Source organism: Thiofilum flexile DSM 14609 (assembly GCF_000380185.1).
Classification (GTDB): domain Bacteria; phylum Pseudomonadota; class Gammaproteobacteria; order Thiotrichales; family Thiotrichaceae; genus Thiofilum; species Thiofilum flexile.
The window spans coordinates 19,255-41,740 of the sequence record NZ_KB904767.1 but is presented as its reverse complement, the minus strand read 5'-3'; the positions used below and the strand labels follow the sequence as shown (position 1 = coordinate 41,740).

Genomic DNA, 22,486 nt, shown 5'->3' with positions numbered 1-22,486 from the left:
TGATCACGCTCTTCAACTATTTGATTAAGGCTATCAATTTGCTGATTATTAGCATTGATAGTATTATTGTACTCAATAATTTGCTTATCACGCTCTATAATAGTTTTATCAACTGCCTGAGCCCATTTTGCAAACCCGACATAGTGTTCAACCAAATCTAATTTATCAGGATAAATAATTGATGCGTTTAATAATGGCAGCGTAGCATTGTTAGAGCCGCAAACTGCTAAAAAATAAACTGGTTTTTGTATAAGTGTAGATCCAGTTTTAATATTGATACCATCATCATGCCATGTTTGATAAGTACTTGTCCTATTCTCGATAGATTGAATAGTAGAACCTATCATCATTTTTTGACCATAATATTGTACTTGAGAAAATTGTCCTTTTAATAATTGATTAAACTCATAAAAATCAAGTTCTTTTAGGTGGAATTTATTATGCTCACCACTTTCCTCAGAATATATAGGTCTATTAGGAGATGATATAATTAAAACACCATCTTTTCGTAAAACTCGTTTAATTTCAGTAAGCATTTCATATTGTTCGATCAAATGTTCGATTGTCTCAAAAGATACTACTATATCAAAGGATTCATTTTTAGCAGGAATTGCAGTAACATCCCCCTGTAAAAATGTTAAATTATTAACATTTTGGTAGGTATTTGTAGCATGGGAAATAGCTTCTGAATCAATATCTACACCTACTACTGACTTTGCCGTCTGTGCCATCATGGCAGAGCCATAACCCTCACCACTTGCTATATCAAGTACACATTTATTAGTTAAAAATTCTAATATAATTGCGTAACGATGATAGTGCTCAAGACGTATCTTACCTTGCTCAGTTGGTATATAGCGTTCGCCAGTAAATTCCATGATTTATCCTACAGGTGACTCTTTGTTATTAATCTGATTTCTTTCATTGGTATGGCTAAGAGGCCAAAACAGACTTGACTAGCATGTACTTTGATCAGCAGAGCATCATGTACCCAATGATGCTGCACATGATTCTCTTGAGTTCCCTCTGCTATTGCTGGAGAAACTGTATATTCACCACTAGGCAAAATGGGTAATCTAAAAATAAATTGAGCGATAAAGACTTCATTTTTATTAATAGTCTGAGGGGTATGCATATATGATAAATAGGTGTTATCTGCAAAAATGACTTGTCCTAATTTATCCTTGAATATAAACCCGATAATTGGCATATAAATTTTTTTATGTGCTATACATTGTATTTCCAAAATGACATCTTCGCCACCAATTATCCATGATAAGGGTATTTGATTTTTATCAAGAATTCGGGTTGAGGTTATCTCTGCGTCACCAGTACCAAAGCTTGCTCGATCAGGATTAAATTTAAATATTTCTATATCATTACGTAAATGAGAAGATTCTATTAGGTCAGATCTAAAGTCTTTATAGTCAACTTTGGTTTCTGTAATATTATTTTCTATAATAGAAATTTTATTTTTTAATACACCATCGACATTTTGGGTGGATTCATAGAGATCAACCAAATACTCTTCGATAACTTCTTTTGGTGTCGAAAATAATAAGTTAATACCATTACGGATTAACATGGCAGATGTACAGAGGTTAACTACAGCTCCAGTATCATGACTTACAAAGAGTACTGTTCCAGTTTTCATAAACTCACGTAAAAAACGCATACATTTTTGAGTAAAAAATGCATCTCCAACTGCTAGTGCCTCATCAACTATTAAAATATCTGCATCAACATGAGCTATAACTGCAAATGCTAATCTAACAAACATTCCACTTGAATAGGTTTTAACGGGTTGTTCTAAATGTTCCCCAATATCTGCAAATGCTGCAATTGCATCAAATTTTTGATCAATTTCTTCTTTAGATAAACCCAAAATAGCAGCATTTAAATAAACATTTTCTCGACCTGTGAACTCTGGATTAAACCCAGATCCTAACTCCAAAAGTGCCGCAACGCGTCCAAATGTTTGTACACTTCCAGAGGTTGGAGTCAAGGTTCCACAGATCATTTGCAATAATGTCGATTTTCCTGAGCCATTACGTCCGATGATCCCTACTGTTTCACCTTTTTTTACTTCAAATGAAACATTCTTCAGTGCCCAAAATTCCTTAAAGTACTGCCGAGGCTCACGCCCCAATAAATGCTGTACTTTTGGGTAAAGTGACTGCTTCAGTCGATCAGAAGGTTTATCGTAAATCTGATAACATTTACTCAAGTTTTCAACTCGAATGGCTACATCAGAGCACATCAGCAAACCCCCTGCGGGTCTTTTGAAACCATATATATCCCAACCAAGCCACACTAGAGGCTATTAAAGTATAAAGTATCAATCCCCAAACATTGGGTAAACGACCCCAAATCACCACATCACGCGCTTGTTCAATAATAAAGGTAAGCGGATTAGCCATAATGATGGGTTGTATCGATTCAGGGATAGCACTGATGGGGTAAAATACGGGAGATAAAAACATCATAATCATCGTAATGATTCCAATAGTTTGCCCCACATCACGCAAATAAACACCTAAAGATGCTAAAAACCAAGCCAACCCCAGGGTCAAAATAATTAAAGGTAGTAAAACTAGAGGCAGAAAAATCACTGTCCAGTATAGAAAACCATTAAATAAGATAAACGCTAGCAATAATACCCCAATACTAATTAAGGTATGAAACAATGCTGCACCCATAGTAATAAAGGGTAAAATTTCTAAAGGAAAAACGACTTTCTTGACATAATTAACATTGCTTAATACCAGTCCTGGTGCTCGATTTAACACTTCTGCAAATAAACCATGTACAATCATGCCTACAAATAGTACCACCGCAAACTGCGTTTTACTCTCCTCACCACCTATACCCCACCGTGCTTTAAAGACCACACTAAATACAAACGTATAAACGGCTAGCATTAATACAGGTGTGAAAAATGACCAAGCTAAACCTAGCATAGAGCCTCTATAGCGCCCTATGACTTCACGCCATGTCATTTGCTTAATCAATGAAAAATTAGAGATAAATGACTTTATTAATAGAGTGGGGTGGATGGAGACAGTTTGATGAGGGTTCATAGCTATTAATTATCTCTGATACCCATGTTGGTTATTTTAGCAACAAGTAGTGGTAATTTATTCATAGTATTTGCTTTAAGTTTAGAATTGCTCACACACGCTACCGCCCTACCGTGTCAATACAGTATGAGCAAAGATGTTGAGGTAAGTAGCAAGCTCGCTTAGTTAGACTGTGTTTAGACAATCTGAAAGGAAGCAGGGTTAGCCATTCAAACAAAACGGATGTGATGTAAATAATGTGGTAATTGTCTGTAATTGTTAAGCGTATAGCAAGGGGGAGCAAAAAAATTGTACTTATTGGCAACAGAGTGTTGCTAATGCGTCCTTAACCTGTGTAGGTTTGATGTCTATCACTTGCTGGCTTGCAGGCTGTAAAACCACATGAGGTACACCCCAAGGGTGCCATTGTGCGGCATTACTAGAGCCAAAGAAACAGACAATAGGTTTGCCTAAACCAGCGGCGAGGCGATATGCATAGTACCACCATCACTACAAATGACCGCATCACACAAGCTCAGTGCAGCAATCAGTTTTGTGTCGGGCAGGGGAATACGGGTAAGTTTGCTACCGCTTGCATAATTTGCTGGGCTTTTTGATCATCACCTGGGTGGTGTTTGTTATTTTCATCTCCGGGAGACCAAAATAGCATGAACTGATAAGAGTATTGTTGAGATAGTAGCTGGATTAGCTCAATAAAATATTCAGCAGGCCAGCGTTGATCAACTTTGCGAGCACTGATGTGTAGACCTATGATCGGGCGATCTTGATACCAGAGAGTTTGGATTAAGTTTTGTTTAAATTGGTTTTGTAGTTCAGGTTGGCTACATAAGGTTAGGGCTGGAGGTTTAGGTTCAAGCGTTAGAGCAGTGAGTAAATAACTAGTGCGTTCCACTTCGTGCAAAATCGTAGCAGGGATGCTAATAGGATGCGCTGGATAGTTTGCATCACGTTCAGAAGTTCCGTTGAAAATAAAGGGGGAGTTTTAATTGCCAGCAGCCAATTGAATAATACTGATTATATCGCTTACTTTCTTGTCATAAAGAGTATTATGCTTACCCTCTTTTACCAGACGGATAACTAATAACAATATGACGCAAAGCCTCGCCATTATTCGCCAAAGCTACCGCCCAGACGGGGGCGCTGAGCGCATTATTCAACGAATGCTGACTGGGTTGCAACAATACCATCCTCTGGATATTACCCTGATTACTGAGCGTTGGCAGGGAAGTGAGGAGTCTTTTAAGGTACTGAAAGTAGCACGACGAGGTTGGACACGTGCCGCACGTTTTGAACATTTTATTGCGAATACCCAAGCGTTATTAACACAGCATACCTTTGATTGGGTGCAAGCTCATGAGCGGGTGCCTGGTTGCCAGATTTATCGTGCAGGCGATGGGGTGCATGCAGAGTGGCTCAGGATTCGAGGCGAGTATTTAGGGCGTGTGGGGCAGTGGTGGCAACAACGTGATCGCTTTCATCAGGCCGTATTAAAATCGGAGCGGGAATTATTTCATCATGCGAATTTGCAAGCGGTGATTTGCAACTCCGAGCAGGTGCGACAGGAAATTCTACAGCACTACCCTAAGATGGATGCGGCGAAATTACATTTAGTGCGTAACGGTATTGACCTAGGCTATTTTAGTCCACCGTCTGCAACGGAGAGACTAGAGGCGCGGCGGTCATTGGGTTTAAAGGCTAAAATGCCTACCTTATTGTTTGTAGGCTCAGGGTTTGAGCGCAAAGGACTCCCCTTATTACTACAAGCTTTAATCCGTTCTCCCTATTGGCATTTATTGGTGGTAGGTCAAGACAAACACTCCAAAAATTATCAAAAAATCTGCCTACAATGGGGTGTTAGTCATCGAGTGAAATTTTTAGGCATGATGAAAGATGTGCGTCCTGCTTATCAAGCAGCCGATGTATTGGTACATCCTGCTTGGTATGATCCTGCTCCTAATGTCATTTTAGAGGCGATGGCAATGGGTTTGCCAGTCATTACTAGCCAGCATTGTGGCAATAAAGAGCTAATTGAGCCTGATGTTAATGGCTTTGTCGTTCCGATTAAGCCGATTCAACCCTTGTTAACAGCACTGAACACTAAAACCGATTGGGCGATGTTGGGGCAGGCAGCTCGCAAAACTGTCGAACAATATCCGATTGAGCGGATGATTAATGAGTTGACGGCGGTTTATCAGCAAGTTATGGCAGAAAAAGTTATGTCAGTACTTTAGCAGACGGATAAGGAGTGGTAAGTTAGCGTCTTTTTAGGGATGCTGAAAGGTATTTATGACCTTAGTGCAACGTTGCTCTTTGCTGATAGCTAGTATTTTGCTGATGGTGTTACCGCTACCTCATACAGTCGCTATTCGTGTATTGGCTTTAGTACTGGCTTTAGGAGTAGTTATTTATCAGTGGCGACTATTAGATGTACCTAAGGTTCCATGTTTTAAAGTTCTATTAGCTTGGTTAGTTATACCATTGTTATTATTGCCTTATGCAGTGGATTGGCGCTATTCATTAAGTGAAATAAAAGTAGAAATAGGTTATGGCTTAGTCGGTTTTATTATTTTTCTGGCTTTAAGTAGCAATGAGCAGTGGTTGCGCTTTTTTATTGCAGTATTAGGTTTGAGTGCTGCCTTTTATTCTCTTATAGGAGTGGCTCAGTTTATACCGTTAGAAGTTTGGAATGAGTTGAGTTTAGTGGGAGGCTCAGCAAGCTTTTCTACCTATATTATTACACTAATACCGTTAATACTACCTGCATGGTATTTATTCCCTAAACATCATGGGTACTTAATAGTAATACTAGTATTAATGGTATTAGGAGGGCTATTAACAGGGCAGCGCATTGTATTTATTGTTTTTATAGCTCAGTTATTGCTAGTAATCTTATTGCTAAAACCACAGTATGTATCTGTGCAAAAAATATTAATATTTATAGCTACAGTAATCATCACTTTAGGCACCATCGCCTTTTTTACGATTCAGGCACGAGATAGAGTCATTGGTATGATCCCTCTTGCCGAAGACCCTAGGTTGATAGTCTTAGAGCGTACTTTAACTATTTTAGGGGAAAAACCTGAAACAGGCTTCGGGTTTGGGCGCAATGCTATGAAATTAGCACATCCTGAAATCAATGACATAATGTGGCATGCCCATAATACCTTATTAAATTATGGTATTAGCCTAGGTTTTCTAGGTATTATCTTGATCGCTGTCGTGTGGTATTGCTTATTATTAGGCTACTGGCGTATACAGCGCTGTAGTATGGATCCCTTCATAAAGGCAACAGCAGTGGCTGGAATATGTCTAGTCGTGGGAGTAGTATTACGCAATCAAGTCAATGATATGTTTCACCGTGATCTGTCATTATTATTTTGGTGCATTAACGGTATGTTATTGGGGTTTTTATTGCGACAATCAAGCACTAGCAATGGCTAACTAGGTATATTATTACTATATGAACATATCGACTATCAAACATATTTTAATTATTCAAGTAGCAAGAATTGGCGATACTTTATTAGTAATACCTGCTGTGAAGGCAATAGCTGACTACTTCCCACAAGCTGAAATTACTGTATTAGCTCATTCTGAGCGTTATGAGTTATTATTAAACTTACCTTTTATTAAAAAAGTTATACCCATTAATAAGTTTTTAGCTTCTATCAAAAGTATAGTAGCAACTAAAAAATATGATTTAGCCTTTGTATATGGATCTACTAAACCATATGTTAATTTGGCTTTAAAATCAGCCCATAAAGTTATAGCCTTTAAACAGGAAGATAATGTATTAAATCAGCAGTTAACAGTAATAGTGAATCCTGATGATCAAAATAAAGATACAGCAGTCGATTTCTTATTGCGTTTACCTCAGGCTGTTGGTATTAATAACGTATCTAGTAGGCGTCTACTTTTTAGTTTAACTGAAAAAGAACAACTATTTGCCCAGCAAAAATTAACAAATCTATTAGCAAAAAATAATTTTCTAGTAGGATTTCAGGTGGCAAGTTTTCCTACTAGAAGCTATCGTGACTGGCCTATCGAGTATTTTTCTCAATTAGCACAGCAACTCAAAGCAAATAACCCAAATACACATATTGTAATTTTGGGGGGTAAGGCAGAGTATGAGCGTGTAGCATGGTTAGCTGAACAGTTAAAAGGCTATGTTACTATATTAGCAGGGCAATTGAATTTACGTGAAACAGCAGCCTGTATGAGTTTATTAGATTTATATGTGGGTATTGATACGGGGCCTACCCATTTAATGGGTTGCTTTGATAAACCCATGGTTGTCCTTTATCATCATACACCAGAGCAGCTTAAGCCTATTGATCATCCTTATTTAGTCACTATTGCCCATCCTGATGTTGCCAAAGCAGGTGAGCATGATATGGCGGCTATTACTGTGGATGAGGTTATGGCAGCTTGTAAAACTGTAGTGGAGCTAAAAAAACTATAATGCGTATTTTACACACGGAGTCTTCTTGTGGTTGGGGTGGGCAGGAAATTCGTATTTTAACGGAGGCTCAGGGCTTTATAGAACGAGGTCATACTATTAAATTATTATGTCCTGTCGAGTCTACGATTTATCAGGCAGCGTTAGAGCGAAATATTCCAGTAGTAGCCGCACCTATAGGGCGTAAAAATCTCAAAAATTTATGGTGGTTGCGGCAATGGTTGAAAACACATATTCAGTCATTCGATCTGATTAATACACATAGCTCAACGGATTCTTGGTTAGTGGCATTAGCACAGCAATTATTAATCGAAAAGCGTCCTATTGTACGAACACGCCATGTTTCATCACCAATCAGTTTAAATCGACCTACACATTGGCTTTATCAATCAGCCGCTCGACATATTGTAGTAACAGGGGAGCCTTTAAAGCGTCATTTAGTTGAGCATAATCATTTTGCGGCTGAGTATATTACTTCTATCCCCACTGGAATTGATTTACAGCGCTTTTACCCTAGAGATAAAGCAACTATAAAAATGGAGTTAGGCGTTGAGGGTAAAGTGATTGGTATATTAGCTACTTTGCGTAATTGGAAAGGGCATCGCTATTTGCTTGATGCTTTTAAAGTGCTAAGTGAGCAAGACCCAGATCTACGCTTACTAATTGTTGGGGATGGCCCCCAAGCAGCTAATATTGAAAATAAAATTAATGAATTAAATCTAGGTAAAAAAGTGTATCGTGTCGGACGACAAGCTAATCCCGAATTATGGTTGAATGCGATGGATATTTTTGTTTTACCTTCTTATGGGGATGAGGGAGTATCTCAAGCGGTGATGCAGGCAATGGCTAGTCGTTTGCCCGTCATTACCACTGCGGTAGGGGGTATGACTGATGCGGTACAAAATAGGCAAACGGGGCTTTTAGTAGAAACCCATAGTAGTCAAGCCTTAATACAGGCTATTAATGAACTGCTGCAGCAACCATTATTAGCTCAACAATTAGCAGCAGCCGGTTATCAGCGGGCACAAGATTTATTTGGCATAACAATTATGTTGGATAAAATGGAAATGGTTTTTCAATCGGTATTAAAACAATAGGGTTAATAATGTGTGGGATAGCGGGTATTCTAGGTCACGAGCCTTTAACTAATGAGTTATTAGCTAAGGTACTACATAATTTGGCGCAACGTGGGCCTGATGCTCAGCAATGGCAAGGTTGGAGTCCTGATTTCGAGCCTATTGATACTAATCCTCATTTAGCTTTATTACATACACGTTTATCTATTCGTGATTTAAGCAGTAATGCTAATCAACCGATGTCTAATCAGAATGGTAACATTTGGCTATGCTATAATGGCGAAGTCTATGGCTGGGAACAAGATGCAGCGTTTCTCAAGCAACAGGGTGTTATCTTTAAAACGCATTCAGATACTGAGTTTATTTTGCATGCCTATGAGTATTGGGGCTTAGCAGGATTAATTCCTCGTCTTAGAGGAATGTTTGCCCTTGCTATCTTAGATTTACGCTCTTTTAGTCTGTATTTATTAAGAGATCGTATGGGCTTAAAACCTATTATTTACCACCAAAGTAAAAAAGGTTTTGCCTTTGCCTCTACGGTACGTACCTTGTTACCTTGGCTACCTAAGGAAGCAAAGTCTTTTAGTAAAATAGGTATTGATGCTTATTTAGCTCATCGTTATATACCAGCACCTCATACAATTCTGCAAGGTGTACAACGTTTAGAGAACGGTCATTATTTACATTATGATTTCAAAAATCATGCTCTCACTAAGCATGCTTATTGGCATCCTAAACCTTCAGAACAGCACTCATTAAGTGATGTATTAGATGAAAGTATTCGGCTGCGTACTGTAGCAGATCGACCAGTCGGCTTGTTTTTAAGTGGTGGAGTTGATTCTAGTGTATTAGCTCAGCGATTAAGAGCCGTAGATTTTAATAATATCCAAGCCTTTACCGCTAGATTTTTAGATAGTGATTTGGATGAAAGTCAGAGAGCAGAGCAATTAGCTCAGCATTTAAAACTATCACAAGTTAGTATAAATATACCAACTGAAATTAAGGAAGATTTTGAGCGTATTATCGCGGATTTAGATGAGCCTTTTGCAGATCCCTCTAGTTTTCCTTTATGGTATTTATCAAAAGCAGCCACCCAATCCGTAAAAGTAGTACTAAATGGCGATGGTGGTGATGAGTTATTCGCAGGGTATAAACGTTATCAGCAACATAAACGCTCTGCTTGGCGAAGTAAATGGCATTTGCCAGGGGTAAAAGTAAAATCTATACAGCGCAAAGGATTTTCTAAACTTTGGAATGAGCTAACTTTAAATTGGGTTGATGCGTATAGCTTACGTTTTTCAGGTTTTAGTATTGGGCAGCGTATGGCTTTACAGCCAAGTTTAGTGATTCCACCTCATTATTGGAGAATGCCAACTAATATGCCTCCTAGCATTGATACTTTGTTGGCAATCGATCAATTAAACTACTTACCCGAATATATCTTACGTAAAGCAGATTTAATGACTATGGCCCATGGTCTTGAAGGGCGCTCCCCTCTACTGGATCAACAGTTTGTACAAAGAGTTATGGGCTTATCTGTTCAAGAACGTTTTACTCAACCTCCTAAAAAAACACTCGTTGATCTCGCTAATTTCCCAGATCAATTAAACCCATTATTACAGAAAAAAAAGGGATTTAATCCTCCTTTGCAACCTTGGTTAGATAGTGATTTAAAGAGCTATACTTATGATTTAGGTGAGGTATTAGAAATATTAACAAATGGCCAAATAATAGCATCCCCTGTGAATAGTTTAGTAGGTGCTTATTATCAAGGTAAATATGACTATGCAGAGCAATTATTACAATTAATTATATTGCGTGTTAGTTTAGAACAATATGACGAGTTGAAATGAAAATAGCCTATATAGACCCACACCCTGTACCTGATATCTTACCTGAAACTATGCAAATTCTACAAACAGTAGATGCTATGGGGAAGTGTGGAGCGGAGGTTTTATTAGTCACTCCGCAAAGCACAAAAAATGCAGAAGAGGTTTTAGGGCGAGCGTTAAATGCTAATGTACATCCAATTGCCTTAAAGGATCTACGTCGAAGTAAATGGTATCCTAGTAACTCAAATAAAGCTTTTTATTGGTTGGCGACTTATTGGGTTTATAAAAATAGAAAGCAATTTGATACTATTCTAGTACGTAACTTAAAGTTAGCAGAACATCTGTTAAAAATTTTTCCTAAATTACCTATTTTTTTTGAGACTCATGAGTTATTTGCTAAGGTTTTTACTGAGGAAAACTCACCTTTGAGTCTAAAAAACAGTAAGAAGTTGGCAAAGCTCGAAAAGAGAGAGTCTTTTGTTTATCAGAGAGCTAAAGGTGTTATTGCCTTAACTCCTTTTCTAATGGATGATATTAAAAGTTATTATGCTATAAAAGATAATAAGTTTGTCATTGCACCGGATGGGGTAGATTTAGAGCTAGCAGAGCAGGCATTGGTTTTACCAAGTGTGAGGAATGAAGTACCTATTATATTATATCTAGGTAGCTTACATCCTTGGAAAGGTGTTGATTTAATTATTAAAGCGATGCCAACTATTGATAAAAGTTTACTCTGGATAGCAGGTGGTGAGCAAGGTAGAATTAATGAATTAAAAGCTTTATCTCAAGAGTTAGGTGTAGCAGAGAGAATAAGATTTTTAGGAAAAATTAAGCCTAAAGAACGCTTTAAATTAATTCATCAAACTGATATTTGTGTTTTACCCTTAAGTGATACTAGTATTGCAAGCTTATATACCTCGCCACTAAAACTATTTGAGTATTTAGCTATGGGTAAGATAGTAGTAGTGCCTGATGTAAAGTCTATGACTTCTATAGTTAATAATATGAGCAATGCTTTAACATTTAGCCTAAATAACCATTTAAATCTTGCATCAGTAATTAATCTTGCAACTAAAGATAGTTTTGATAAAGCTACTGTTTCAGCTAATGCCAAAGCTATAGGTTTTAACTATTCTTGGCTTGTTAGAGCAAATAATATTTTAGGTTTTATGAAGAGTGTTTTAAATGAAAACAGAAAAAATTAGTTTTTTCTATATTTTAGATTATAAGTATATCTCTTACTTAAGAATGAGTTTGAAAATGCTTAGGGTTTTACATCCTCTTTCAAATGTATATATTTATGATTTAAGCGAGTCTCCATCACAAGAAATGATTGAAATTTCAGAAAATGATGATTTGGTTTTTTATAATTATTGGAGTCCTGAAAAGTGGGTTAATATTACATTTGTAAACCAAGTAGATTTCAATTATTTTCATCCTAAGTGGTCAATAAAAGATGAAATAAAATATTTAACACGAAAATTTAGAGCAAAATATTTGGATCAATATAAATCAGAGTGGATTATAGATAAAGAAATTTATATAGAAGAAAAACGCAAGCGCTTAAGTATATGGGCACAAAAAGCCCCCTGCGCCCAAGATTGTTTAAACCATAATGATGATAGTGATCTTCTGATATTTTTAGATGCTGATGCTATGCCTTGGTCTTCATTAAATACTTTGTTTGATGAGGATTACTCCGATGTCGCGTTAACTTTAAGACGGCTAGATGAGGTAAAAATAGGTTTTGATACCAGTGTAAAAATGAGTGTTCCGCTACCTTATCATGCTATTAATGCGGGTGTTATAGTTTTTCGTCGTAATGAAGCTGCAAAGCAATTTGTGCATGATTGGATTTTAGAGCAAGAGAAAATTCAATATTTTATGCTTGAGCAAACTGCACTTTCACAAATTTGTTTAATAAACGATTCAAATGCCTTTAAACAGTATCGCAAACCTATCTATTTAAAAAATAAAATTTGGATTAATCTTTTACCCTGTGAGGAGTATAACAATACCTATTTTAGTAAGGGCTATAGTTTTCCAGAGAATTGTAAAGTCGCTCATTTTAAGGGGTATTTACATCAAGAAAAATACTTTAATCAGCTTGAAAGTCTTATTGCTGCAAGAGTACATGCTCTAGAAAGTCATTAAAACTCAACTCCTCCAAACACCGACTACGTTTACTATTCTCACAGCCCGCTTTACCACAGGGGGCACAGTCCCATTCTTGTTGAATGACGGTATGTTTACCCACTTTTTGAGTCCCATTGCGTTTAGGATAGGGATTCACTTCCAATTGATTCCAGCCATTAGGCCACGGCCCCCAGTCGAATGTACCAGATGGCCCGAATAAGGCTGTGACTGGCGTGTTGACCGCTGCTGCCATATGCATAGGCGCACTATCCACACCTAAGAAAAACGTTGCCTGGCTGGATAAGGCTGCCGTTTCTTTAAGGCTTAATTGACCACCTAAATCAATGGATTTGGTTTTGCAGTGACTAATAATACTATTGAGCTTTTCACGCTCTTTCTGATCAGGTGCGCAGGTTAAAACCACTCTTAAATTTAATTGGTTTTGAATAGTATCAATGGTCTGTGCCATATAGTCATCGCGCCAGCATTTAAAAAACCAACGCGAAACGGGGTGAATATGCACATAAGGTTCTTGATACCAACCCGCTTGTTTTAGTAAGTCCAATACACGCATTTCATCGAATGGAGTGTAGTGAATACTGACATTAATGGCTTGTGGTTTAACAATGTTTTCTAGTAGGTCTAAATTACGCAATACCGTATGCCTGCGTCCTGCTCGCATGGTATGGGATTCGGTGACTAGCTGTTTACGCCACCATTTATCTGTCGTTTTTAAATACCCAATACGCCGCTTTGCGCCACTGAGCCAGCCGAAAATTAAACCCCGATCACCTTCGGTGGTATTAATACTAATATCAAAGGATTCTGCGCGTAATTGTTGAATAAAGGCGATTTGACGTTGGAGAAACGACCATTGCGATTCTTGTTTTTGGCGCTCCGGTAGAATCATGACTTGTTTAATATCGGGATGACCTGTAAGCATAGCCTCCGTACCTTTTTTAACTAGAAAGGTGATTTCAGGTTTTGCGGGTAAGGTCGCTAGTGCCTCCGCCATCGGGCTAGTTAGCAGCACATCGCCAATATTACGGAATTTCATGATCAATATTTTCATAGGCGCTCTTTATACCACAGGCTGACCGTGTTTTGATGTTAGAATAGGCGAATTTATAGTGTTGTATCTTTATCCATGCTGTATCTAATCCATAGCAATCAACTAGAGTCATTAGCCGCTTTATACGCTGAATTTATCCGCACTAAGCCTTTGCCTCCTATGGAGGGCGAGACCGTGGTGGTACAAAACGCGGGCATGGGGCGCTGGTTGTCGATGCAAACCGCTATCCATAATAACATTGCGGCGAATACGCGTTATCTCTTTCCTGCGGAGGCGACTTGGGAATTATTGCGTAAAGTCTTGCCTACTGTCCCTAAACATGACCCGTGCTCGCCTAAGTTATTGCGTTGGCGTTTATTTCAAGAGTTTTTAGAGCATGCGGTGCGTTATCCAGAGTTGCAACATTACTTAAAAGAAGGAGACGAGGGAGCTGCATGGCAATTAGCTCAACAGGTTGCTAGGGTATTTGATGGTTATGTATTCTTTCGGCCTTTGTGGATTAAAGACTGGGAAAATTCTGCCCTCACTTTAGCAGAGCACGATTGGCAGGGGCGACTCTGGCGTAATGTAGTGGTGAGTGAGCAATTACAGCATTGGGTACGCTTACAGGATGATTTTATACAGGCACTGCAACAACAGCCCCCTCAAGATTTACCTAAACGCTATATCTTTTTCTCCATTCCCGCCGTCTCTAAAGCCTATATCAATCTCGTCAATCAAGTGGCGCAATTCATTGATATTTACTTCTTTATTATGAATCCTACCCAAGAGTATTGGAGCGATATTGAATCCGAAAAGCGTTTGATTAAATTAAGCGTAGAACAACAAGAGCTATCCGATATTGGAAATCCCTTACTCGCCTCATGGGGTACACAGGGGCGTGATTTTATTGGTAATTTACGCTCCCTAGAACCTTATCCGCTGGAGCAAGAACAATTTATTTTGCCGATTCAAACGCTAGAGTCACGTAGCCTAATGCTTAAGGTGATTCAGGCCGATATTCTCAATCTGCATGTTCCGAGTTCTGAAAGCGTTTTTCCCTTAGAGCTGGCGGAGGATTATTCGGTGCGGGTGCATAGTTGCCATTCGCCTATGCGCGAGGTGCAGGTGCTGTATGATCAAATCCTTGCGGCGATTGAGGACGACCCAACGCTCGCTCCCTCGGATATAGTGGTGATGACGCCCGATATTGATCAGTATGCCCCCTATATCGAAGCAGTATTTGGCACGGTAAGTGATCCCAAACAACGTCTGCCTTTCAGTCTTGCCGACCAGTCACCTAAACAACTTCAAAGCATTATCACTACCTGCTTGCAATTGTTGGATTTGCCCGATAGTCGTTTTGAAGCGGAACGTATTTTTGAACTCTTAGAAAATGAGGTAGTGCGTGCCGAGGCGGGTTTGGATTTAGACGATGTGCATCAGTGCCGTATCTGGGTGAGTAAAACCAAAATTCGCTGGGGGGTAGATGCTGAGCGCCGTGTTAAACAAGGTGGAGCCGATACCTTTGAGCATACGTGGCGTTATGGGTTAGATCGTTTATTGCTGGGGTTTGTGTATCCGGTTGATGAGTTAATGAATGAGGTTTTACCCTATCCCGCGATTGAAGGGTCTCAGGCACAAGTATTGGGGCGTTTTCTGCAATGGTTAGAGCCTTTATTTGCCCTAGCAGATTGGGGGCGGCAACTACAAACGATTCAGGTCTGGGCAGAGCGAGTACGAGAGTTATTTAAGCAAGTCTTGGGCGATACAGAGGACTTAAAAACAGTACTGAAAACCTTAGAGGATATTGCTCAGCAAAGTCTGACTGAAGCCCAATTCGAGCGTCCGGTGAGTTGGCGTATTGTGCGGGAAGCCTTGCGTAATGGTTTAGAGCAGCGTAATCAAGCCGAAGGTTTTATGGGGCGCGGGATTACGTTTTGCGCCTTAATGCCCATGCGTAGCGTACCCTTTAAGCTTGTTGCTTTGTTGGGCATGCAGGATAAGGCATTTCCACGCATCGATACCTATCTCAGTTTTGATCGTCTAGCACAGGATAAAAAACAACGCGGCGACCGTTCAAGACGGGAAGAGGATCGCTATTTATTTCTAGAAAGTGTGTTATCCGCCCGCTCCCGTTTATATATTAGTTATGTCGGGCAAAGTGTTTATGATAATAATGAAATTATGCCCTCTATTTTAGTCACCGAGCTATTAGATTACATTACCAAGCGCTTTGCATTAGAGCCAAAAGCATTAATCACTAAGCATCCCTTACAACCCTTTAGCACGCGCTATTTTACGGATGAGGGTTTATTTACCTATTCAGCCCATTATGCAGAAGCCTATAAAGCACGCCAGCAAGCTCCTCAGTCATTTATTAAATTTTGGCAAACCGAACCCTTACCACCGTTGCATGAAGAATATAAGCGAGTGGGTTTAGAAACCTTAGTGAGTTACTATCGCCAACCGGCTCGTGATTTTTTAGCGAAACGATTAAATCTAAGAATCCGTGATCGAGCTATTGAGTTACCAGAGCGCGAGCCTTTTGAATTAGAGGATTATGCCGGGGATGAAATAGCCACTACTTTATTAGATCAGCATTTGAATCAAAAGCTTGATCCAAAGCTATTAAGTCGGCGCTTACGGGCGGAGGGGAAATTACCGCATGGTAAACCGGGGGATTTACTCTATGAGGAACAAGTCGAGCGTACCGAGCAGTTTTATCGGAGTTTAACCGCAGCGGGGAATATTGAATGGTTAGCCCCCCAGCATTTTGATTTTAAGGTACAGGATTTTCAGCTCCATGGCAGTATTGGCGAGCTAACTAAACAAGGGCGCTTAGTCTTTAAGATAGGTAAAATCCATGCATGGCAATGGGTGGATATTTGGCTGAAGCATTTAGCACTGAATCATTGTGCGGATAGTCCTACTAAAACAACCTTAGTATATAGCGCCGATAAAACTTTTACTCTGCAAGCTATCGATGAAGATACTCAATACTTACTCATGCAGTTTATAAATACCTATTGGCAGGGAATGTGTGAGCCATTGCCATGTTTTCCTAAGGCCGGTTTAGCCCTTGCTGAAGATAAAAATCAGGATCTGAAAAAAGCTATTAATGCGTGGGAGGGGAGTGAATACAGTAGCTCAGAAGCAGAAAAACCTGAAAATGCTTTGCTTTATCGTGGGCTTAATCCGATTGAGGATGACCCACGTTTTGTGGAGTTAGCTAAGCAGTTTTGGTCACCGTTGGTTCAATGTCGTGCAACCGCATAAACAGCGACCTAAAAGTAAGTGGGTGTTTCTGGAGCAGTCTTGGCGGCATGGATGCCGCCTTGTAGCGTACAAGGATGTATTCACAGCGACTGCGGAAGAAATGCCCACTTACTTTTGATCAGCTATTGGTGACTTACTCATGCCGCAACGCATTAATAGGATCTAGCCGTGCTGCACGTTTTGCGGGCATAAAGCCGAATAGCACCCCAATACCCGCAGAGAAACCAAAGGCGAGCAGGTTAATACCGGCATTAAATTCATAAGGCACATTCATCACACCCGACAGCACATAGGAGGCTAGTGTGGCTAGTATAATGCCAATTAACCCGCCCAAGGCTGAGAGCATCACCGCCTCGGTCAAAAATTGCATTAATACTTCACGCTCTAAGGCACCAATGGCTAAACGGATACCAATCTCACGGGTACGCTCCGTCACGGACACCAGCATAATATTCATAATACCAATCCCGCCTACCAATAGGCTCACCGAAGCAACCGCACCTAAGAGCGTAGTCATGACTTGCGTCGTACCGGAGAGCGCGTCGGCAATTTGGCGGGTATCCATAATATTAAAATTATCATCCTCACCCTCAGTTAGGCGGCGGCGTTTGCGTAATAATTCAGTGATCTCACTTTGAGCTTGAGTAATATTATTTTCGTCTTGAACAGAAATGGAAATGGTCGATACATCGTTATTGCCAAGTAAGCGCCGCTGCACCGTTTTTAAGGGCATGATTAAAGTGTCGTCCTGATCACGCCCCATCGCAGCTTGGCCTTTGGCTTTTAAAATACCAATAATTTCACAGGAAAAATTTTTGACCCTTAAGCGTTCGCCTAAAGGTTCACGAGTGCCATAGAGTTCCTTTCTCAGGGTAGCACCGAGTAAACAAACCGATTGCCCCGTCTCCAGTTCGGCATCTGAAAAGGTGCGGCCTGTTTCTAAGCTCCAATTGCCCGCCGTAAAAAAGTCATTATCAGCACCCGTAACACTCGTAGACCAGTTCTTAGCCATAGCGACCACGGTAGCAGTGCGTGATACTTGAGGTGATACCGCCGCTAGCCCACTAATTTCATTACGAATCGCCTGTGCATCTTCAACGCGAAAATTAGGCACACCGCCCCCACCACCGGGTGGCTCCATCATCCGTTGTCCGGTGCGGATTTGGAGTAAATTACTACCTAAACTAGCGACTTGGTTTTTGACCGCCTGTGTTGCACCATTGCCCAATGTGACCATAGTAATAACCGCAGCGACCCCAATCACAATGCCTAAAATGGTTAAAAAAGAACGTAATAAATTGCGCCGAATTTCACGCATCGCCAAGATTAAACTATTCCAAAACATTGATGATCTCCTCGGCTCTGAGAGGGCGATGGCGGGTATCACTCGCAATATTACCATCCACGAAATGCACAATACGCTTAGCATATTCCGCCATATCCGGCTCATGCGTGACCATCACAATGGTAATGCCGTGGGTTTGATTGAGATCAACCAATAGCTCCATAATTTCGTGACTGCGTTTGGAGTCCAGATTCCCTGTTGGCTCATCGGCGAGTAATAGCTCTGGACTAGTCACAATAGCTCGCGCAATCGCAACCCGCTGTTGTTGACCACCCGAAAGCTCTACTGGGGTATGATGCCCCCATTGGGATAGTCCGACTTGTTCTAGTGCAGCCTGTGCAGCTTTACGGCGTTCACTGCTAGATTCACCGCGATAGAGGAGGGGGAGTTCAACATTTTCTTGGGCGGAAGTACGCGCTAATAAGTTAAATCCCTGAAACACAAAGCCGAAATAAAAGCGGCGTAATAGGGCGCGTTGGTTGCGGTCGAGTTGTTCTACTTGTACATCACGAAAGTGATACTCCCCTCCTGTGGGTATATCGAGGCAGCCTAAAATATTCATACAAGTCGATTTACCTGAACCACTAGGCCCCATCACCGCCACAAAGTCACCTTTTTCAATCACAAGGTCGACGCCTTTAAGAGCTTGAAATTGAGCTTGCCCTTGTCCATAGGTTTTAGTGATTTGACGTAGCTCGATTAGGTTCATGGTTGCGCCCCGCGATTAGCACCTATACCCCTTTGCCCGCCTTGTCCTCCTTGACCGGAGCGTCCTTGGCGATTAGGGCGACCTGAGACACCTGTACTAGTACCTGTAATCACCGCAGTGCCTTCAGTGATTTGATCAGAAATAATCTCGGTTACTTTGCTATTACTTAAGCCTATTTGGACAGTGATAGGTGAGGGCTGATTATCTTTTAAGATCCAAATCTGTTGCTCTCCGCTCCGGGAGCGATTATTAGCACTATTGTTACGGTTGCGATCTCGGCGCATAGGAGGGCTAGGCATGAGTTTAGATAAAAAATCACCCCCCGCTTTTGTCTCGGAATCGGCTGCAGCACTTGGGGGCGTGAAGCGTAAAGCCGCATTAGGCACAAGGAGGACATTCTCATGCACTTTAGTATTAATATTAGCAGTCGCTGTCATACCCGGACGTAGGGTTAGGTCATCATTAGCAACCATCAGCAGCGTGGTATAGGACACAATATTATCGGTAATGGTGGAGCCTAAACTCACCCGTGTAATAGTGGCGGAGTATTTACGCCCAGACCAAGCATCCACAGTAAATTCAGCCGTTTGGCCTTCTTGCACTTGCCCCACATCAGCCTCATCAACACTGACCTGTAATTCCATTTTTTTTAGGTCTTCGGCGAGGGTAAATAGCGTCGGAGCGGATAAGGAAGAGGCTACAGTTTGCCCCGGCTCTACCGAACGGGTGAGCACGATGCCATCAATAGGCGAGATAATCGTGGCTTTGGCAAGATCGCTTTGAGCGCTACGTAAGTTTGCCTTAGCTTCTATAACATTAGCATTAACCGCCTCTACATTGGCTTTAGCGCTGATTTTATCAGCTTCAGCGGACTGCACTAAGGCTTGTAGCCCCTCTACATTGGCTTGCGAGGCTTCAGCACTTAAATTGGAAGCACTCACTCCCGCTTTAGCTGAGTCAATACTGGCTTGGGCAGAAGTGACCCCGGCTTTGGAGGAGGTAACCCCTGCCTTAGCAGAGGCTAGATTGGCTTTAGCCGCTTCAATATTAGCCTTTACCCCCCCAATACTGGCTTGCAAGGCTTGTACATTAGAGACGGTAGCGGATTCTGCCGCTTGTGCTTTTTGCCAAGTTGCTACCGCGCTGTCTAACTCTGTTTGAGCGGGTAGCCGCCCCCCACTGGCTTTTTGTAGCTCGCGTAAGCGATTGAGTTTGACCCGTGCTTCTAAGGTAGTGGCTTTAGCTTGGGTAATATTTGCCTTAGCCTGTTGGATTTGAGCGTTTATTTGTTGAATTTGAGCATAGTATTGCTGAATTTGAGCGTTATTTTGTTGGACTTGAGCCAGACTTTGCTGCACAGAGGCATTGCTTTGTGTGAGTTGTGCGGTGTTTTGTTGTACCTGAGCCTGATCTTTATGAATTTGCACCGAGGATTGCTTGGCATTGGCAATCCCCTGTTTGAGATTAGCCTTGGCTTGTAGGATTTTGGAGTCTGTTTGAGCGAGTTGGGCTTTCGCCTGAGCCACTTTAGAGCGTGCTGAGGCTAAAGCGGCCTCCATTTTGGTAATATTATCTTGTAATTGAGAGGTCTTGAGGCTAGCGAGTTTTTGCCCTTTTTTGACGGTGTCATTGTCATCCACGAGTACCTCATCGATAGTACCAGACAGCTCCGTACCAATATCCACTTGATTGACTGGTTGTAAAGTGCCGGTAGCGGTCACTATGGTACTAATATTACCCCGTGTCACGGCCTCAGTTTGATAAGAGGTGACGGTACTACTAGCCGGAATAATAGCGTTCTGATAGTAGTAATACCCCCCGCCTGCGAGTGCGGCTAAAACCGTTAAGGTGATTAAACGTTTGCCCCAGTTACCCTTTTTTTTAGTGGGTTTGCCCACCACGGCTCGTACAGATTCGGCTACATTAATATCGTTATTAGCCATGTTAGAGACCCCTTGTTACCATGCCCCGCCGACTGCTTTATAGAGGCTGATTAAGGCTAAACTGTAGTCTGCTTGCGCGGATAATAAACTTTCTTGTGTACTTAAGATGGAGCGTTGTGCATCCAGTACATTTTGAAAGTCATCCACGCCAGCTTGATAGCTTAAGTTAGCCAAATGTTCAGCACTACGTGCAGTAGCTAGATTTTTTTGTAGAATTGGTTGTTGTCGTTGTAGACCTTGTAGAGTAGCGAAACCATCTGCAATGTCTTTGAGCGCAGTCAGTACTGTTTGTTGATAATTGGCGACTGCTTGATTATAGGCTGCGTCTTTTATAACAACCTGTTGTCTTAATTTTCCGCCATTAAATATTGGCGCACTAATCGAAGCCACTAATGCTTTAACAATAGCGCTCGGATCTAAAATATCCGCCAGCGTAAGCCCACTGTTAGTTAATGTACCAGATAAACTAAAGCTAGGATACAGGTCGGCTTTTGCGGCTCCAATGCGTGCCTGAGCCGCAGCAATTTGATATTCAGCCGCCCGCATGTCGGGACGCTGGCGCAGTGCATTAGCCGGGATATTGGGTTGAATACGTCCGGTCGCGGTCGGAATAGGTTTAATCGTGCTCAGACGTTGAGTTAGTGCTTGCGGTGATTTTCCGGTTAAAACAGCAAGTGCATATTGGGCGCGTTGTACGGCACTATTTAGGGTAGGCAGATTAGCCTGATTTTGGCCTAAGCTTAAGCGGGCTTGTTCCGTAGTGAGGCCACTATCTAGACCCGCTTTTAGGCGCATTTCAGTTAAGCGCATGGTTTCTTCACGCGATTTATTGGTTTGATTGGATAGACTTAATCGCGCTTGCGCCAGACGAAGATTCACATAGGCACTGGCTACCTCCGCTGCTAAGGAAGCTTTCACATCCTCATAGCTCGCTTGAGCCGCTTTAAGATCCTCATTAGCGGCCTTAGCCGTGAGGCGATTACCTCCCCATAAATCCAATTCCCAACTCGCATCCGCCCCTAATGACCAGCTAGGACTGCTACTACTGGTATCCCGTGCACTCATACTACTGGATACGGTGGGTAATAGGCTGGCTCCGGCTATTACACCTTGAGCGCGAGCGGATTGTACACTAGCTCTTGCCACAGTAAGGGAAGGATTGGCCTGCCACGATTCTTGAATTAAAGCCACCATAAGTGGGTCATTAAAGCGTTGCCACCATGCTGTCTGAATAGCTGGGCGCTTGGCGAGTGGTACACGAATATTAGTGTTAGTTGCTTGAGGTATTGAGGCGGCGCTGTTCGAGGTCGGTGCAGAGGTAGCAGAGGGTGTACCCATACTACAAGCACTGATTAATCCGCTAATACACAATAAAAAAACTAATTTAAACGGATATTGAATCATAAAAATAAAGTTAGCCCATACCAATAAGAGTTTTTAAAGTATGCCGGATAGCATAAAAAATGGCAGGCTCTAGGAACAATATCCTTAATGTTTAAACAATTAATGTTTTGAGTTTGCTTAATTTCTTCAGCTATTCTTCAGGCGCTATTTGAGTTGAACGAAAACAAACAGT

At 41.2% G+C, this 22,486-nt stretch carries 17 protein-coding genes; 8 read left to right on the top strand and 9 right to left on the bottom strand.

Going from position 1 to position 22,486, the window contains the following annotated elements; translation table 11 throughout:
* The 4 genes from A3IK_RS19060 to A3IK_RS20300 form a co-directional block, all read right to left on the bottom strand.
* On the bottom strand, window positions 1–878 hold an 878-nt coding region (locus tag A3IK_RS19060), incomplete at its 3' end, for a class I SAM-dependent methyltransferase (protein WP_162596634.1).
* A gap of 8 nt (window positions 879–886) precedes the next feature.
* Window positions 887–2,260 (bottom strand): ABC transporter ATP-binding protein, encoded by a 1,374-nt coding sequence (locus A3IK_RS0109540; protein WP_020559762.1) that lies wholly within the window; start codon window positions 2,258–2,260, stop codon window positions 887–889.
* A complete protein-coding gene (locus A3IK_RS0109535) occupies window positions 2,250–2,999 on the bottom strand; it encodes an ABC transporter permease (protein ID WP_020559761.1) in 750 nt (249 codons plus the stop codon). The genes A3IK_RS0109540 and A3IK_RS0109535 overlap by 11 nt, the downstream gene beginning before the upstream one ends.
* A 607-nt stretch (window positions 3,000–3,606) precedes the next feature.
* On the bottom strand, window positions 3,607–3,996 hold the full coding sequence (locus tag A3IK_RS20300; RefSeq protein ID WP_281167272.1) for a glycosyltransferase family 9 protein: 390 nt from the start codon (window positions 3,994–3,996) through the stop codon (window positions 3,607–3,609).
* A gap of 172 nt (window positions 3,997–4,168) precedes the next feature.
* On the opposite strand from A3IK_RS20300, the gene A3IK_RS0109525 reads away from it, so the two are divergent.
* The 7 genes from A3IK_RS0109525 to A3IK_RS0109495 are packed head-to-tail and all read left to right on the top strand — an operon-like array spanning window position 4,169 to window position 12,601.
* On the top strand, window positions 4,169–5,311 hold the full coding sequence (locus tag A3IK_RS0109525) for a glycosyltransferase family 4 protein (protein WP_020559759.1): 1,143 nt from the start codon (window positions 4,169–4,171) through the stop codon (window positions 5,309–5,311).
* Between the two features lie 55 nt (window positions 5,312–5,366).
* A complete protein-coding gene (locus A3IK_RS0109520) occupies window positions 5,367–6,521 on the top strand; it encodes an O-antigen ligase family protein (protein WP_020559758.1) in 1,155 nt (384 codons plus the stop codon).
* Between the two features lie 19 nt (window positions 6,522–6,540).
* Window positions 6,541–7,542: a glycosyltransferase family 9 protein gene (locus A3IK_RS0109515; protein WP_020559757.1), complete on the top strand. Its 1,002-nt coding sequence runs from the start codon at window positions 6,541–6,543 to the stop codon at window positions 7,540–7,542.
* Window positions 7,542–8,636 carry a glycosyltransferase family 4 protein gene (locus tag A3IK_RS0109510; RefSeq protein ID WP_020559756.1) on the top strand — a complete coding sequence of 365 codons (1,095 nt, stop codon included), beginning with the start codon at window positions 7,542–7,544 and terminating at the stop codon, window positions 8,634–8,636. The genes A3IK_RS0109515 and A3IK_RS0109510 overlap by 1 nt, the downstream gene beginning before the upstream one ends.
* Before the next feature lie 8 nt (window positions 8,637–8,644).
* Window positions 8,645–10,468: an asparagine synthase (glutamine-hydrolyzing) gene (gene asnB / locus A3IK_RS0109505; RefSeq protein ID WP_020559755.1), complete on the top strand. Its 1,824-nt coding sequence runs from the start codon at window positions 8,645–8,647 to the stop codon at window positions 10,466–10,468.
* Entirely contained in the window at window positions 10,465–11,652 is a 1,188-nt protein-coding gene (locus tag A3IK_RS0109500) for a glycosyltransferase family 4 protein (RefSeq protein ID WP_020559754.1), read from the top strand. Before asnB ends, A3IK_RS0109500 begins: the two co-directional genes overlap by 4 nt.
* Window positions 11,633–12,601 carry a hypothetical protein gene (locus A3IK_RS0109495; protein WP_020559753.1) on the top strand — a complete coding sequence of 323 codons (969 nt, stop codon included), beginning with the start codon at window positions 11,633–11,635 and terminating at the stop codon, window positions 12,599–12,601. The genes A3IK_RS0109500 and A3IK_RS0109495 overlap by 20 nt, the downstream gene beginning before the upstream one ends.
* Here the strand turns inward: A3IK_RS0109495 and rfaQ are convergent.
* A complete protein-coding gene (gene rfaQ / locus A3IK_RS0109490; RefSeq protein ID WP_020559752.1) occupies window positions 12,564–13,655 on the bottom strand; it encodes a putative lipopolysaccharide heptosyltransferase III in 1,092 nt (363 codons plus the stop codon). The genes A3IK_RS0109495 and rfaQ overlap by 38 nt on opposite strands.
* A gap of 75 nt (window positions 13,656–13,730) precedes the next feature.
* Between rfaQ and recC the strand changes: the two genes are divergently transcribed.
* Window positions 13,731–16,913 carry an exodeoxyribonuclease V subunit gamma gene (gene recC, locus A3IK_RS0109485; RefSeq protein ID WP_020559751.1) on the top strand — a complete coding sequence of 1,061 codons (3,183 nt, stop codon included), beginning with the start codon at window positions 13,731–13,733 and terminating at the stop codon, window positions 16,911–16,913.
* 133 nt (window positions 16,914–17,046) lie between these two features.
* On the opposite strand, the gene A3IK_RS0109480 is transcribed toward recC, so the two are convergent.
* The 4 genes from A3IK_RS0109480 to A3IK_RS0109465 are packed head-to-tail and all read right to left on the bottom strand — an operon-like array spanning window position 17,047 to window position 22,314.
* Window positions 17,047–18,258 (bottom strand): ABC transporter permease, encoded by a 1,212-nt coding sequence (locus tag A3IK_RS0109480; RefSeq protein WP_020559750.1) that lies wholly within the window; start codon window positions 18,256–18,258, stop codon window positions 17,047–17,049.
* Complete coding sequence (locus A3IK_RS19050) at window positions 18,245–18,967, bottom strand: ABC transporter ATP-binding protein (protein ID WP_020559749.1); 723 nt, start codon at window positions 18,965–18,967, stop codon at window positions 18,245–18,247. Before A3IK_RS19050 ends, A3IK_RS0109480 begins: the two co-directional genes overlap by 14 nt.
* The gene (locus tag A3IK_RS0109470) at window positions 18,964–20,910 is read right to left on the bottom strand and encodes an efflux RND transporter periplasmic adaptor subunit (protein ID WP_020559748.1); all 1,947 of its coding nucleotides are present in this window, start codon (window positions 20,908–20,910) and stop codon (window positions 18,964–18,966) included. Before A3IK_RS0109470 ends, A3IK_RS19050 begins: the two co-directional genes overlap by 4 nt.
* Window positions 20,911–20,925: 15 nt before the next feature.
* Window positions 20,926–22,314 (bottom strand): efflux transporter outer membrane subunit, encoded by a 1,389-nt coding sequence (locus A3IK_RS0109465; RefSeq protein ID WP_020559747.1) that lies wholly within the window; start codon window positions 22,312–22,314, stop codon window positions 20,926–20,928.
* Window positions 22,315–22,486 lie beyond the last annotated feature (172 nt).

Coding starts and splice junctions, on each gene's coding strand:
- A3IK_RS0109525 (WP_020559759.1), top strand. CDS start 4,169: ATGACGCAAAGCCTCGCCATTATTCGCCAAAGCTACCGCCCAGACGGG.
- asnB (WP_020559755.1), top strand. CDS start 8,645: ATGTGTGGGATAGCGGGTATTCTAGGTCACGAGCCTTTAACTAATGAG.
- rfaQ (WP_020559752.1), bottom strand. CDS start 13,655: ATGAAAATATTGATCATGAAATTCCGTAATATTGGCGATGTGCTGCTA.
- A3IK_RS0109495 (WP_020559753.1), top strand. CDS start 11,633: ATGAAAACAGAAAAAATTAGTTTTTTCTATATTTTAGATTATAAGTAT.
- A3IK_RS0109500 (WP_020559754.1), top strand. CDS start 10,465: ATGAAAATAGCCTATATAGACCCACACCCTGTACCTGATATCTTACCT.
- A3IK_RS0109520 (WP_020559758.1), top strand. CDS start 5,367: ATGACCTTAGTGCAACGTTGCTCTTTGCTGATAGCTAGTATTTTGCTG.
- A3IK_RS0109510 (WP_020559756.1), top strand. CDS start 7,542: ATGCGTATTTTACACACGGAGTCTTCTTGTGGTTGGGGTGGGCAGGAA.
- A3IK_RS0109470 (WP_020559748.1), bottom strand. CDS start 20,910: ATGGCTAATAACGATATTAATGTAGCCGAATCTGTACGAGCCGTGGTG.
- recC (WP_020559751.1), top strand. CDS start 13,731: ATGCTGTATCTAATCCATAGCAATCAACTAGAGTCATTAGCCGCTTTA.
- A3IK_RS19050 (WP_020559749.1), bottom strand. CDS start 18,967: ATGAACCTAATCGAGCTACGTCAAATCACTAAAACCTATGGACAAGGG.
- A3IK_RS0109515 (WP_020559757.1), top strand. CDS start 6,541: ATGAACATATCGACTATCAAACATATTTTAATTATTCAAGTAGCAAGA.
- A3IK_RS0109540 (WP_020559762.1), bottom strand. CDS start 2,260: ATGTGCTCTGATGTAGCCATTCGAGTTGAAAACTTGAGTAAATGTTAT.
- A3IK_RS0109480 (WP_020559750.1), bottom strand. CDS start 18,258: ATGTTTTGGAATAGTTTAATCTTGGCGATGCGTGAAATTCGGCGCAAT.
- A3IK_RS0109535 (WP_020559761.1), bottom strand. CDS start 2,999: ATGACATGGCGTGAAGTCATAGGGCGCTATAGAGGCTCTATGCTAGGT.
- A3IK_RS0109465 (WP_020559747.1), bottom strand. CDS start 22,314: ATGATTCAATATCCGTTTAAATTAGTTTTTTTATTGTGTATTAGCGGA.